Below are 12,735 nucleotides of genomic sequence, written 5' to 3'. Positions count from 1 at the left end.
TGTGGTTCCTGGCTTACCTGCATCGCCAAATGCTCCGCCAGCGTTTCCTCAAGATACTTTGCCCTCGATTTCACCGAATCCTGCGGGCAGGCGTGAGATTGAATTTCAGGCACCGCCGCCAAGTACACCTAGCAGAAGGACACCCAGCAGAAGTACACCCAGCAGAAGTACACCCAGCAGAAATAGAAATAAGAATCCTCGCCCGGTGCGTCGGAATTCTCGTCTCTATGGGGTTTTTATTAATGGGGATAGTCCGCTGTTGTTAGCGCAAGTCCGAAAGATAGAACCCGAAGCTTTTGTGCGGTACGGCGGGGGTGTGATCCAAGCGGGAGTATTTGCTGATGAAATTAAAGCCCAGCAGCGGGTTCGGGTTTTGGAAGAATGGGGCATTCGAGGGCAAATCAGTGCTTATTCTGACCAAAATTTTGATGCTGATGCAGAGAATTTCGATTCTCGTCCAGTCACCAGTAGAGATGAAGTGGAGGAAGTTGCTTATTTCGTGGTGATTCCGGGGAGTCAGGAGTATTTACCTGACATTGCTTCCCACATGATCCGGCTGGGGTTCCCCAAGGATGCGGTGTTTCAAAGAGAGGTACCACGCGGACCCCACGTTGCGGTCGGTCCTTTTGAGGATCGCTCACAAGCAGAACGCTGGAGTCGCTTTCTCCGCTCTAATGGTATGGATGCACGGGTTTATTTCGGTCAATAGCGTGCCCCTGCTGTAGGGGCGGGGAGACCCCGCTCATGCCTATGCTGAGTAAGATAAAACTTAGAACTCACAGGAATCAGCACTGAAAGTGGCACAGATGCAACAGAGGCAGGAAAAGATTCAGCAAATGGTGGTGACTGCCCAGCAGATGCGCGAGATTGAAGGGCGCGTATTTGCGGCTGGAATGCCGGTGGCGGCTTTGATGGAAAAGGTGGGGGGACTGATTGCCAGTCGAGTTCAAGCGCTTTATCCCCGTTCCCAGATGCGACGTGTAGGCGTTTTGGTGGGGCCTGGTCACAATGGGGGCGATGGGTTGGTGGTCGCCCGTGAGTTGCATTTTCAGGGTTATGAAATTGTCATCTATCGTCCGATTGCCAAGCTGAAGGAATTAACTTCGCAACACGCCCAGTATGCTGAGAGTTTGGGCATTCCCTGTGTTGAGCAGATTGAGCCGTTGCAAGCGTGCGATCTAATTATTGATGGTTTATTTGGGTTTGGGTTGGAAAGAGCGATCGCTGAACCCATATTCTCTGCTATTCATCAACTAAATCAGTGGTCTAAGCCAGTGATTAGTATCGATTTGCCTTCCGGTTTGCATACCGATACTGGGGAAGTCTTGGGAACGGCGGTTCGTGCAACTCACACGTTTTGCTTAGGTTTGTGGAAATTAGCATTTCTGCAAGATCAAGCGTTGGAATCTGTTGGAAAAGCTGAACTGATTGATTTTGGTATCCCGGTGGCGGATATCTCGGCGGTACTGGGTGAGACGCCCAACATTCAGCGGGTGACACCGGCAGTTGCGATCGCTCATCTTCCCATTCCTCGCCCCGCAGTTACTCATAAGTATAAACAAGGACATCTGCTGTTGATTTGCGGTTCTCGCAAGTATGCTGGAGGCGCGATTTTAGCCGGTTTGGGAGCAAGATCCAGTGGCGTCGGGATGCTCTCAATTGCGGTGCCAGAATCGCTGAAACCTTTACTGGTGGCTCAGTTGCCAGAAGCGCTGATTATTGGTTGTCCAGAAACAGAGACAGGTGCGATCGCATCTTTGCCAGAAGACACGGATCTGAGTTCCTATAGCGCGATCGCTTGCGGTCCCGGTTTGACAAAAGATGCCACGCCAGTCGTTGAAAAAGTCTTAGCTAGCGATTTGCCTGTTGTTTTAGATGCTGATGGCTTGAATATCCTCGCCCAGTTAAACACGATCCCGACCCTCTCTAAACGACAAGCACCAACTGTTCTCACCCCCCATACGGGTGAGTTCAATCGTTTGTTTCCAGATGCACCCGATGCCACGAAAGACCGGGTGAGTGCAGTTCGTAAAGCATCCCAGCAGAGTGGGGCAGTGGTACTCCTGAAGGGGGCGAGGACTGCGATATGCCATCCTTCTGGCTCAGTATGGATTGTTCCCGAAAGCACTCCCGCCTTAGCCCGTGGCGGCAGTGGAGATGTGCTAACTGGGCTAATGGGTGGACTGGTAGCAACCGCATCTAAGCAACAGCTACCCATAGAAGAGATGGTACAAAGTGCGGCTTGGTGGCACGCTCAAGCGGGAATTTTGGCAGCCGAGGAGCGTACTGAGTTAGGAGTTGATGCGTATACTCTGACACAGTATTTGATGGCAGTAGTGCGACAAGCGTTTAATGGTTAGTTCGCGTTGAGACCAAATTTTGCTTGATACCAAGCGGGTGAGCCTTCTTATCTAGTTTTTACCTCCCTCGCGGGATCGGTATTCTTTCTTGACTCAAATCCCCCTTTCTAGGGATATATACTCTCAGCCTGTATTTTAAATTCTTGATAGAAAATTTATCAATAAGTGCGTGGTTCTTAGCTAGCTAGCTGTTGAGCGCAACTGTGGGTAGTTGAAGTGGAGAGTTTTGAATTTGAATCAGTCTGCACGAGCGTTTTATCGCTGCATGGGAGCATCAATTTTAGAAGACTGCCCTTTAAAGCTGCGACACGGCGAAAAGCTCACCCAACTGGCATTTTGTACTCCTTTTTTGGGTCGCACTATTGAAGAGTAGGTATTTTTGGGCACATTTTTGAATGGTTTCAGCTTCTTTTAAGATAACTTATAAATCCAGTTAGGAGGTGTTCGTTTTGCAAGTAATGATCGGGGAAATCGCTTTTAGTTTACCCTCTTCATACTCCCTACTTTCCTCAATGTACGACTGTTAAATTATGTCGCCGTTTTGTCTTAAATAACTCCTGCGGGGACTTTATTCAATCTTAGTAAAAAAATCAGGTAAAGAAAGGAGATAAACATGGTTGATAATATTTCCAGAAACTTTAGCCAAAACTTCATTCAAGACGACAACGGTGACTTATCCATTGGTCGTCTAACTGGGATTCCTAATATCAATTCGCCACAGCCACCTGGAGATATTTCCACCTGGTTTTTGGGTACGCGGGCGGAAAATGGTGCTGAATTTAAGGAATTAATTGCCAAGGCTGTAGACCATATCATTCAGTATCGGCAGGAATACTTAGCAGGCGATCCGGAAACCATCACTCCTGAAGTAAAAGCCTCTCCAGAATATCAGGCTGGTATGAGTGCTTTGAGGGATGCTTATGACAAATTGCTGGAATATCTGCGCGAGTACGCGACACCTTATTTCAGTATGCGCTATCAGGGTCACGTATTGTGGGATACCACGCTACCTGCAATGCTTGGCTATTTCGCGACCATGTTGCACAATCCCAACCAACTGACTATCCAGATGTCAACAGCAACAACATTGCTGGAGTTACAGGTGGGTCAGGATTTGTGTGCGATGGTTGGTTTTCCATCCAATAACCAAATCTAACCTTGGAGCCATATTACAGCGGGCGGTTCCATTGCAATCATGGAGGCAGTTTGGGCGACGCGAGAGATGAAATTCTTCCCGTTTGCGGCACGCGAAGCCTTGAGGCAGGAACCAGCACTTGTTAAAGCCCGCAACATTGAGGTGCCGATTGTAGATGGCAGCCACCCCAAACTGCTGGAAGCGACATCATGGCAGCTATTTAACATCCGTCAGGACGATATTCTCGCTTTGCCGCAGAGAATTTGGGAACTGTGCGGTGAGAGCGAAAAACTGCAAGATGTTTATAGCGTTTGGGACTTGTTGTTGAAGCGCAGCCTCAACGGTCAAGGATGGGGAGGGATGTCAAGCGCCTTCCAAGACGTTGGTTCGTTGAAGATGATAACATCATCAACTAAACACTATGCTTGGCCCAAGGCGGCGGCGGCTCTTGGCATCGGTACGGACAACGAGATCGATCTTTACGTTGATGCCGATGCGCGGATGGATATGCAAAAGCTGGGGCGTTGCTTGCAAGAGTGTTTGGACTCCCGCAATCCGGTACTTTTAACCACAGCCGTTCTTGGCAGCGTCGAAGAAAGCGCCGTCGATCCGCTTGAGAGCATATTAGAATTGCGCGAAACTTATCGGAAAAAAGGATTAGAGTTCAACATCCACGTCGATGCTGCTTGGGGTGGATACTTGATGTCAATCATCCGCCGCGATTACAAATTTGCCGAGCAAAATTCCCCACTATTTATAGACGATTTCAGCCGCGTACCTTGCAACGAACACACATTAAGGCAGTTGCAGCGAATGCGGGAGTGTGATTCCGCAACGATAGATCCGCACAAATTAGGCTATATCCCCTATCCTGCCGGAGGCAATCTTTACCGCAACGGTCAGTTGAAAAATCTCACAATTTATGCTGGTTCCTATATCGGCGGCACTCAGTCAATTCGTCCCCAAGAACCGTCGGTGGCAATCTACGGTCTGGAAGGCTCCAAGCCTGGTGCAAGGGCGGCTGCGGTTTTCCTATCGCACCAAATGATTCGACCCTCCGAGAGCGGCTATGGCAAGATAATCAACCAATCCCTGTTTAATACCAAACTGTTGTGTCTGCGCCTACTGTTGATGGCAACAGAACAGGATAATTTTATTATGGTGCCATTGCCACGTCTTCCAATTGAGCGGACAGGAAATGATGGCGACAAGGAAAGCTATCTTGCTACTCTGCGCGATCGCTTGCATGGTAAAACGCAGAATGAAATTTGGCGTTGCAGAATAAAGGTATGAATTAGGAGAAATTTTCATGCAATGCCCTGAATGCGCCTCCACCCGTATCCGTAAGAATGGCAAGAAAAGAGGCAAACAAAATCACATCTGTGTCGATTGTGGTCGCCAATTTATTGACCGCTATGATCCACCTAAAGGGTACTCGGATGAGTTCAAACGAGAATGCCTCAAAATGTATGTCAACGGTTCAGGATTTCGAGCAATCGAACGTGTCAAGGGAGTGCATCATACGACCGTGATCGATTGGGTCGAGCACGTGGGGCAAACCTTGCCAGATGACGGTAGCACCTGAAACCATTCCTGAAGTTGGGAAACTCGATGAACTCGAAACGTTTGTCGGTCAAAAAAAACAAGATCTGGCTGTGGACAGCCGTTGACCACTTTAGATGCGGTATTTTAGGGTGGGTCATTGGTGATCATAGTGCCCAAACCTTTGAACCATTATGGAACCTCGTTGCTCTATGGAATTGTTTCTTCTATGTCACTGATGGAAATCGCGTTTATCCTCTCTTTATCCCAGACGAAGACCATATTGTCAGTAAGACTTACATGATTCGTGTTGAAGGCGAAAACACTCGATTAAGAGATTATCTTGCCCGACTGCATCGCAAGACCTTGTGCTATTCAAAGTCCGTAGAGATGCTGAAACACTCAGTTCGATTGCTACTCCACTACTTAAAATTCCGGGATATCCCTGTTCCTGCATAACTCATACCTGCATCCAGCAACGCCGACTAGGGCGTGTCTGCTTTGCTCATAACCACTGACTAATAGCAGCAATTATGAGCATCGCCAGGTAGTTGACGGGGAGCTTTCATCCTCAAAAAGTTTTTGCAATACAACCTTTGCAATACAACCATATATAAAATATCAAGGCTAAAACAATGACAAACTGTACTGTTGGCGACTATTTATTGCTTCGTCTGGCGCAAATTGGCATCAAGCATATCTTTGGTGTCCCTGGCGACTACAATATGGAATTTCTCGATCGTATTGTCGCTCAAGAGAATCTTAAATGGATTGGAAATTGCAACGAACTTAACGCAGCCTACGCCGCCGATGGCTATGCTCGAATTAATGGCATTTCAGCATTAGTTACTACGTTTGGTGTTGGCGAACTCAGCGCGATTAATGGAATTGCTGGCGCTTACGCGGAGTACGTTCCTGTTGTGGCGATTACCGGATCTCCTGCTACCAAAAAGCAATCATCTGGGGCACCTCTCCACCATACCCTTGGTACTGGCGATTTTACCATGTTTGCCCGAATGTTTGAGAAGGTAACGGTAGCTCAAGCGTATTTAACTCCAGAGAATGCAACAGCAGAAATCGATAGAGTTCTGGCTGCTTGCCTTCTCAAGAAGCAACCTGTTTATATCAGCCTACCGATGGATGTTGCTACGACTGAAGTAGCTGCACCTGAAGGTGAATTTATGCCTCCCGTTGAAGAGAGCGATCGCGCTACTTTGGATGAGGCAGTTGATGTCAGTGTAACTATGCTGGAGAAGGCTGAAAAACCAGTCATTCTCGCTGACATAGGTGTCGATCGCTATCGCCTCCATAATGAATTGCGATCGCTTCTAGCAGCCACTGGATATCCTTATGCAACTATGAGCATGGGGAAAGCGCTGCTTGAAGAAACGCACCCCCAATATATCGGCATCTATAACGGTGCTGTCAGTGAAAACTATGTGCGAACACGTATTGAAGAGGCAGCTTGTGTGTTGAGTATCGGTACTTATTTAACTGATTTCAACACCGGAAAGTTTTCCGCCCAACTCGATCCTAGTCGAACTATTGAAGTGCATGGGCAGTATCTCAAGATAAAGCGTGCCTTGTACAATAATGTAGCGATGGGGGATTTTCTACCTGCTTTAAGCAAACGGTTGCAGCATCGGGATGCTATTTCGCTCGACATAAAACCCGCCAAAGACAATTTAAATGCTGGCTTGACAACGAGCTTTCAACCTAACTCCTCTGCGCCGATTAAGCTGGAGCGGTTTTGGCAAAGACTGGCTCATTTTTTCCAAGAAAATGATATTGTTGTCGCCGACATTGGAGTGGCTTTTTTTGGAGCCTTAGAAATTCCTTTGCCAAAGGGAACCACCTTCGTTGGACAACTGCTTTGGGCTTCTATAGGTTACTCGCTTGGCGCAGTTCTCGGTTGTGCGATCGCTGCTCCCCAACGTCGGTCTATCCTATTCATTGGTGATGGTTCCTTCCAAATGACGGCACAAGAACTATCAACAATATTACGCTATGACCTCAAGCCAATTATTTTTCTCATCAATAATGATGGATACACGATCGAGCGCGATATACACGGTGAGAAGATGCCATACAACGACATCCAGCGGTGGAATTATCACAAACTTCCTGAAGTTTTTGGTAACAATAGCTGGAGCATTAAAGTAAGCACTGAGTCAGAGTTAGAGTCGGCGCTGCAACAAGCCGAACAAAATAGGGACAAACTTGCCTTTATTGAAGTGGTGATGGACAAAATGGACAACCCTGAAAATCTCTTGAAGCTGTTGCAGCAATGATCGGGATAATGGCGCTCTTGCGAAAACTTCAATGACAGAAAAATCAGTGAAGTTAGATTCAGTTCTTGCACTTGTGTTGAAAGCCCGCCAGGGGTTCAAACCCCACAGCTTATAGCTGAAGTCCTCAGAGGACTAATACCTTGGCGATTAACGCCTTTCATCACATTCCAGTCTTGGTGGATGACGGCTTTAATGTAGTGGAATCCTTAGCAATCCTTGACTACCTAGAGACCAAGTATCCGATGCCTACCTTGCTGCCTGCGGATGCCAAGGCAAGAGCAACTGTGCGGATGGTGGAAATGGTCACTGTCAATGAACTGATGCTTGGCATAGCCCCGCTGAGTCGGCAATGGATGGGCGCTTGCTGGTGACGAACAGCAGAAACTTGAGCAGTCAAAGCAGCAAGCACATACGGTGCTGACCTTCTTTGAGAATCTACTTGGCGAACATCCATATTTTGGTAGCGATCGCCTAACCCTAGCTGATATTGTTGCCGGAACTGTGATACCCGGCTTACCTGGAATAGGTGTGTCTATGGGTGATTATCTAAAACTGAGTGCTTGGTCTGAACGCTTGTCGAAGCGTGCTACCTGGCAAATGACCCAGACTAGCCCGGAGGTAATTGAAGCGTACAAGTCTCGTCGCCAGCAGTTCCCGATCGCAGCGTAGCGGAAATGGTGATGGAAAATTAGAGAAATCGCCGTTATTCTTTATGAAGCGCTGGGAATGCGATCGCTTTCTGTTCCATCTTTTCCTAACGTCAGCAAACCTGCTTTTCTATCTACCACTAATCGTCGATTTTCTAGCCACTGCAAACCCAGTAAAACTTCCGTAATTTCTTCACCTCCTAAAACGGGAATAGTAAACTCTTGACTCTCCATCACAACAGTTCCTCGATAAAGATTAAACGTTGCTTCTCCCCTTGCTGTCTGCATTTGCTCTTTCTTGACAAATGACCATCCCAAACTCTCCACATCTTGGATATCTATTACTAACCAGTCAGTGAATCCGGTGTCTAGTAACGCATTAACTGTAACTAATGAACCATCATCCGCGATTAAGTCAATCTCAAAAAATAGATCGCCCTTCTCGCCAAAATAGCCTTGGATCATATTCTGCCGCAAGTCCCGGTTTTATTCAGGCGCATTGCCATCAGCACTGCTGTAGGGTGCTTCTGCTTGGCTTTTTGAAAACTGACTATTTCATCGGGATCAATGAAATAGTCTCCGCTTTCTGGCTCAATATGTATGAACCAGTTGTAATGAGCCGCGACTAATTCTGGGTAAACTTTGTTAAAAATCTCTCGGCATCGCTGGACAAATACTTCATCTTCAGCCTTCCGTCGGGCTATTTCTTCTGAGGAAAGCGGTGGGCGGTCAGGAGAAATTCTGCTGCCACGCGGCACTCGTCTATGGGTTTTCTCAGTCATGATTACAATTAAGTTAGTGTTTAAATTATTTAATATTATATTTTTAGGCAATACGGCGCAACTTATGGCGCGATCGCTTAATTTTAATCATTTAAAATCGACAAATTTATGAAAGCGATCGCACTGTAAAATCCCTACACTTGGAGTTGTGAGAAGTGATTATTCTCGTCATGGGTGTTTCTGGCAGCGGCAAATCTACTGTCGCCCAGCTACTCGCACAAGAACTAAACTGGGATTTTAGCGATGCCGACTGCTTCCACACGAGCGCTAATATTGAAAAAATGAGCCGAGGCATTCCTCTGACCGATGCCGACCGAATGCCGTGGTTGCAAGCAATGCAACACGCCATCGACCAATGGCTACAGGAAGGCAACAATAGGGTACTGGCGTGTTCTGTCTTAAAAGAATCCTATCGTCAGATGCTGTGGCGAGATCCACAACAAATGCGGCTCGTTTATCTCAAAGGAAGTTTCGAGGCGATCGCGCAGCGGCTGGAAGAGCGCCAAAGCCACTTTATGACCAAAACACTCCTGCAAAGCCAGTTTGACACCCTTGAAGAACCACACAATGCCCTCTGGGTGGACATTTCCGAGCCGCTAGACGGAATTGTGCAGCAGATTCGCAGGCGTCTAGAAATCTAAAGCTGGCGATCGCATCTCATTCCAAATCCGCTGGTTCGCCACAGGCAATCTCTAAAATCTCAAACCCACACCACCCTGCACTGAAACAGCAGTACCACCGCCATCGCGGTAGGCGTCAAAAGCAATAATCGCATTGCCAAAAAGAACAGCATTGCTGTTAGGAACGACGTAATCAATCCCCGGTTGGATAGCAAAACTGGTTTTATCTCCCACCGGCGAAGGCGTCCGATTCCCACTCCCAAAAGCAACGCCTGCGCCCACATAGACATCTGTTTGCCAGTTGAGGGGGACATCATAGGAAATCGTTGGCACAACCGCTGGACTTGCCCCAATCAGCGCTTGTGCCCTTAAGGAAAGGGGAGCTTGCAGGAGTTTGTAGCGTACAGCAACTACCCCACCTATCTGGCGACCTTCTCCAAAATCATTCTCATTAATCCCCACCGTAGCACCAACGCCCACGTAGCTGCCGTATGCTGCCTGAGCCGATGCTGGCTGACAAAAAGCAAACCCTATCCTACCAGAAGCCGAATCGGCTACGGGAAGCAAAAAGTAGAACCCAAAGAGTAAAAAGTAAAAAAGGCTTTTTTTTACCTTTTTCCTGTCCCCTTCTAGGGCGGCTCCTTCTTGCAAAAATAAACCCTTGAAACCCTCCATTTCCCCACTCCTCAGCGCCCATGAAGCAAAATGCTCCATGTTTGTGTCGATTTTATTCTAATTTATCCTGAATTTCCTCAGTACCGAATTATTGATAGCCAGAGATAAAAAACCCAGTCCCAAGCCTTCTCGGAACCGGGTTTATTCTTTTAAGACGTTAGCGTTACAAACGATGACTATGTTTCACGCCTACTTGGTCGGCATAGGTGGCATAATCACCTTGTCAATCCCATGAATAATGCCATTGGTGGCTTCGATGTTAGCCTGCAAGACCTTGGCGTTCCCCACCATCACTCCATCGGTTCCAACCTTAACGGTGACTGGGCTGCCTTCAACTGTAGTCACTTCTCCAGACTTCAACTGGGAGGAACTAACTTTGCCGGGAATGACGTGGTAGGTCAAAATTTTGACCAGCATCGCTTTATTTTCTGGTTGCAGCAACTTTTCGACAGTGCCTTCGGGTAAAGCCGCAAATGCTGCATCAGTCGGTGCAAAAACCGTGAACGGTCCTTGTTGTTCGAGGGCTAGAAGCTGCAAGATAATTTCTATGCAAGTCTATGTAAATCGTTTTGATTGCCCATATAATCGAGAGAAAAAAGTAAAGTAAGGATTATATGGAGAACTTTCAGGACGTGACGTTAAGCATAGGAGAGGCAGCTAAGGAACTAGGCGTCTCTGTTGACACAATACGGAGATGGGCGGACGCCCAAAAGCTAAAAAGTATTCGCGCTCCTAGCGGACACAGAAGATTTTACCTAGGAGATATCAAAAGACTGACACCAAGAGAACTTAAGCAGTTAGATGAGCGCATCACCATCAACTACGCTCGTGTTAGCAGTCACGACCAAAAGCAAGATTTAGTGAGACAGGTACAGGTTTTAGAGTCGTTCAGTGCTGCTAATGGTTGGCAATATGAAACCATTCAAGACCTTGGAAGTGGGCTGAATTACAACAAGAAAGGATTGCAAAAGCTACTCAAGCGCATCATGCAAGGCGATGTAGGCAGGCTAGTTCTAACTCATAAAGACCGACTTTTGCGCTTTGGAGCCGAGTTAGTTTTTGCGATGTGTGAAGAGTTTGAAACCGAAGTGGTTATCGTCAACAAATCTCATGAGGAAATGACATTTGAGCAAGAGTTGGTGCAAGACATGATTGAACTAATTACAGTATTTTCAGCTCGTTTGTACGGCTCCCGCTCTAAGAAAAATAAGAAGTTGCTTGACGGCATGACTCAAGCCGTAAAGGATGTCCAGTAATGCTTTTAGGCTTTAAGACCGAACTGAAACTCAACAATCATCAGAGGACACAACTAGCCAAGCACTGTGGTGTTGCGCGTCATGCCTGGAATTGGGGACTGGCTTTGACAAAAAATATCTTAGATCACAACAAAGCTAATCCTACTGACAAGGTTAAATTTCCGACTGCGGTAGATTTGCACAAGTGGTTAGTTGCAATGGTTAAGCCTGAGTGTCCTTGGTACTACGAAGTCAGTAAATGCGCTCCTCAATATGCCCTCAGGCAACTAGCAGAAGCCTGGAAGCAAGCCTTTAAGAAGGTTAAAAAACCACCCAGATTCAAGAAAAGAGGCAAGTCTGATAGTTTTACCGTTGACGGTGCGCTCAAAGTTGACAACTTCCGCGTAAAGATACCTGTGATTGGTTGGCTCAAAACATACGAGCGATTACCGATGGATTATCAGCCTAAGTCTTTCGCAATCAGCCGCACTGCCGATAAATGGTATGTAAGTTGGAAAATAGAGATTGAGCCAACCAATGAGTCTAAACCAGTCCCTGTTGTTGGTGTTGATCTAGGAATCAAGGTACTTGCTACGCTATCGACGGGTGAAGTGTTTGAAGGTGCCAAGAGTTACCGCAGATATGAGCAGAAACTCTCACGCTTGCAGTACCTCTGCCGACACAAGCAGCGCGACTCATCCAACTGGAAAAAGGCACAGCGCAAGATAGCAAGGCTACATCAGAAAATTGCCAACATCCGCAAAGACACATTGCACAAATTGACATCCTATCTTGCCAAGAACCACGGCTCAATAGGGATTGAGGATTTAAACGTGTCTGGAATGTTAGCTAATCACAAGCTAGCCAAAGCTATTGCAGACATGAGCTTTTTTGAGTTCCGCCGTCAGTTAACTTACAAGTGTGAACTGTACGGTAGTGAGTTAGTCGTAGTTAACAGATGGTTCCCCAGTAGCAAGACCTGCTCTGGCTGTGGCACTAAGAAAGAAACACTCTCACTGAGTGAAAGAGTGTTCAATTGCGAATGCTGTGGTCTGGAGATTGATCGCGACTTAAACGCATCGATTAATTTGTGTGTAGCTGTCAGTTAGACAGTGAATAGCCTGTGGACTGGTAAGTGCCGACACCCCAGAGTGAAACAGGAAGTGAGCAGCAAAACTTACCTAGCTTAGATTTGTCTAACTCTGCATAGTTTTGCATAGGTATTATATAACGGTTTCTGTCAAACCTGCGGCTTCCAAGGCAGCAGTCAGAATTTTGAATGAACCATTTTGGGCAGCAAGCGCAACCAAGTTACTACTTGTGGGCATCATCCCTTCTGTGGCAGCCGGGTTAGAGCCTTCGCCGGGGATGGCAGGGTTCCTGGGGTTGACTGAGCGCTGCGCGAGCGATTGTAGGGAGGCTTGCTGAAAACGTCTGACTGGAAAATT

Annotated in this window: 15 protein-coding genes and 1 pseudogene; 12 read left to right on the top strand and 4 right to left on the bottom strand. The window is 47.1% G+C overall.

Annotated elements, in window-relative coordinates; all coding sequences use genetic code 11:
- Position 1 precedes the first annotated feature (1 nt).
- The 9 genes and pseudogenes from AC2VDX_RS07550 (at position 2) to AC2VDX_RS07510 (ending at position 7,997) form a co-directional block, all read left to right on the top strand.
- A complete protein-coding gene (locus tag AC2VDX_RS07550) occupies positions 2 to 709 on the top strand; it encodes a hypothetical protein (RefSeq protein ID WP_378177568.1) in 708 nt (235 codons plus the stop codon).
- Between the two features lie 97 nt (positions 710 to 806).
- Positions 807 to 2,360, top strand: a complete 1,554-nt coding sequence (locus AC2VDX_RS07545; protein ID WP_378177571.1) for an NAD(P)H-hydrate dehydratase — start codon at positions 807 to 809, stop codon at positions 2,358 to 2,360.
- 232 nt (positions 2,361 to 2,592) lie between these two features.
- Complete coding sequence (locus AC2VDX_RS07540; RefSeq protein ID WP_378177574.1) at positions 2,593 to 2,733, top strand: hypothetical protein; 141 nt, start codon at positions 2,593 to 2,595, stop codon at positions 2,731 to 2,733.
- A gap of 240 nt (positions 2,734 to 2,973) precedes the next feature.
- Positions 2,974 to 3,516, top strand: a complete 543-nt coding sequence (locus tag AC2VDX_RS07535) for a hypothetical protein (protein ID WP_378177577.1) — start codon at positions 2,974 to 2,976, stop codon at positions 3,514 to 3,516.
- Between the two features lie 39 nt (positions 3,517 to 3,555).
- Entirely contained in the window at positions 3,556 to 4,788 is a 1,233-nt protein-coding gene (locus AC2VDX_RS07530) for a pyridoxal-dependent decarboxylase (RefSeq protein ID WP_378177580.1), read from the top strand.
- A 16-nt stretch (positions 4,789 to 4,804) separates the two neighbouring features.
- Positions 4,805 to 5,496: pseudogene (locus AC2VDX_RS07525) on the top strand (IS1 family transposase).
- Between the two features lie 176 nt (positions 5,497 to 5,672).
- Complete coding sequence (locus AC2VDX_RS07520; RefSeq protein ID WP_378177583.1) at positions 5,673 to 7,328, top strand: alpha-keto acid decarboxylase family protein; 1,656 nt, start codon at positions 5,673 to 5,675, stop codon at positions 7,326 to 7,328.
- Between the two features lie 140 nt (positions 7,329 to 7,468).
- Positions 7,469 to 7,699, top strand: a complete 231-nt coding sequence (locus AC2VDX_RS07515; RefSeq protein WP_378177586.1) for a glutathione S-transferase family protein — start codon at positions 7,469 to 7,471, stop codon at positions 7,697 to 7,699.
- A gap of 43 nt (positions 7,700 to 7,742) precedes the next feature.
- Positions 7,743 to 7,997, top strand: a complete 255-nt coding sequence (locus tag AC2VDX_RS07510; RefSeq protein ID WP_378177589.1) for a glutathione S-transferase family protein — start codon at positions 7,743 to 7,745, stop codon at positions 7,995 to 7,997.
- A 41-nt stretch (positions 7,998 to 8,038) separates the two neighbouring features.
- Here the strand turns inward: AC2VDX_RS07510 and AC2VDX_RS07505 are convergent, their stop codons facing one another.
- Positions 8,039 to 8,440 (bottom strand): aspartyl protease, encoded by a 402-nt coding sequence (locus tag AC2VDX_RS07505; RefSeq protein ID WP_378177592.1) that lies wholly within the window; start codon positions 8,438 to 8,440, stop codon positions 8,039 to 8,041.
- Positions 8,437 to 8,757 (bottom strand): hypothetical protein, encoded by a 321-nt coding sequence (locus tag AC2VDX_RS07500; RefSeq protein WP_378177595.1) that lies wholly within the window; start codon positions 8,755 to 8,757, stop codon positions 8,437 to 8,439. The genes AC2VDX_RS07505 and AC2VDX_RS07500 overlap by 4 nt, the downstream gene beginning before the upstream one ends.
- A 155-nt stretch (positions 8,758 to 8,912) precedes the next feature.
- Between AC2VDX_RS07500 and AC2VDX_RS07495 the strand changes: the two genes are divergently transcribed.
- The gene (locus AC2VDX_RS07495; protein WP_378177598.1) at positions 8,913 to 9,398 is read left to right on the top strand and encodes a gluconokinase; all 486 of its coding nucleotides are present in this window, start codon (positions 8,913 to 8,915) and stop codon (positions 9,396 to 9,398) included.
- A gap of 51 nt (positions 9,399 to 9,449) precedes the next feature.
- Here AC2VDX_RS07495 and AC2VDX_RS07490 read toward each other — a convergent pair whose 3' ends face one another.
- Both AC2VDX_RS07490 and AC2VDX_RS07485 read right to left on the bottom strand, forming a co-directional pair.
- Positions 9,450 to 10,052, bottom strand: coding sequence for a hypothetical protein (locus AC2VDX_RS07490; RefSeq protein ID WP_378177601.1), 603 nt, complete (start codon positions 10,050 to 10,052; stop codon positions 9,450 to 9,452).
- 189 nt (positions 10,053 to 10,241) lie between these two features.
- Positions 10,242 to 10,589, bottom strand: coding sequence for a fasciclin domain-containing protein (locus AC2VDX_RS07485; RefSeq protein ID WP_378177604.1), 348 nt, complete (start codon positions 10,587 to 10,589; stop codon positions 10,242 to 10,244).
- Positions 10,590 to 10,666: 77 nt separating this feature from the next.
- On the opposite strand from AC2VDX_RS07485, the gene AC2VDX_RS07480 reads away from it, so the two are divergent.
- Both AC2VDX_RS07480 and AC2VDX_RS07475 read left to right on the top strand, forming a co-directional pair.
- Positions 10,667 to 11,308 carry an IS607 family transposase gene (locus AC2VDX_RS07480; RefSeq protein WP_378177609.1) on the top strand — a complete coding sequence of 214 codons (642 nt, stop codon included), beginning with the start codon at positions 10,667 to 10,669 and terminating at the stop codon, positions 11,306 to 11,308.
- On the top strand, positions 11,308 to 12,396 hold the full coding sequence (locus AC2VDX_RS07475; RefSeq protein ID WP_378177613.1) for an RNA-guided endonuclease InsQ/TnpB family protein: 1,089 nt from the start codon (positions 11,308 to 11,310) through the stop codon (positions 12,394 to 12,396). The genes AC2VDX_RS07480 and AC2VDX_RS07475 overlap by 1 nt, the downstream gene beginning before the upstream one ends.
- Positions 12,397 to 12,735 lie beyond the last annotated feature (339 nt).

It is taken from the genome of Coleofasciculus sp. H7-1, from assembly GCF_057473865.1.
This window is presented reverse-complemented; position numbering and strand designations above follow the sequence as displayed.

Excerpts from the sequence above, each read along its gene's own strand:
- AC2VDX_RS07545 (WP_378177571.1), top strand. The coding sequence starts at position 807 with ATGCAACAGAGGCAGGAAAAGATTCAGCAAATGGTGGTGACTGCCCAG.
- AC2VDX_RS07535 (WP_378177577.1), top strand. The coding sequence starts at position 2,974 with ATGGTTGATAATATTTCCAGAAACTTTAGCCAAAACTTCATTCAAGAC.
- AC2VDX_RS07530 (WP_378177580.1), top strand. The coding sequence starts at position 3,556 with ATGGAGGCAGTTTGGGCGACGCGAGAGATGAAATTCTTCCCGTTTGCG.
- AC2VDX_RS07520 (WP_378177583.1), top strand. The coding sequence starts at position 5,673 with ATGACAAACTGTACTGTTGGCGACTATTTATTGCTTCGTCTGGCGCAA.
- AC2VDX_RS07505 (WP_378177592.1), bottom strand. The coding sequence starts at position 8,440 with ATGATCCAAGGCTATTTTGGCGAGAAGGGCGATCTATTTTTTGAGATT.
- AC2VDX_RS07500 (WP_378177595.1), bottom strand. The coding sequence starts at position 8,757 with ATGACTGAGAAAACCCATAGACGAGTGCCGCGTGGCAGCAGAATTTCT.
- AC2VDX_RS07490 (WP_378177601.1), bottom strand. The coding sequence starts at position 10,052 with ATGGAGGGTTTCAAGGGTTTATTTTTGCAAGAAGGAGCCGCCCTAGAA.
- AC2VDX_RS07480 (WP_378177609.1), top strand. The coding sequence starts at position 10,667 with ATGGAGAACTTTCAGGACGTGACGTTAAGCATAGGAGAGGCAGCTAAG.
- AC2VDX_RS07475 (WP_378177613.1), top strand. The coding sequence starts at position 11,308 with ATGCTTTTAGGCTTTAAGACCGAACTGAAACTCAACAATCATCAGAGG.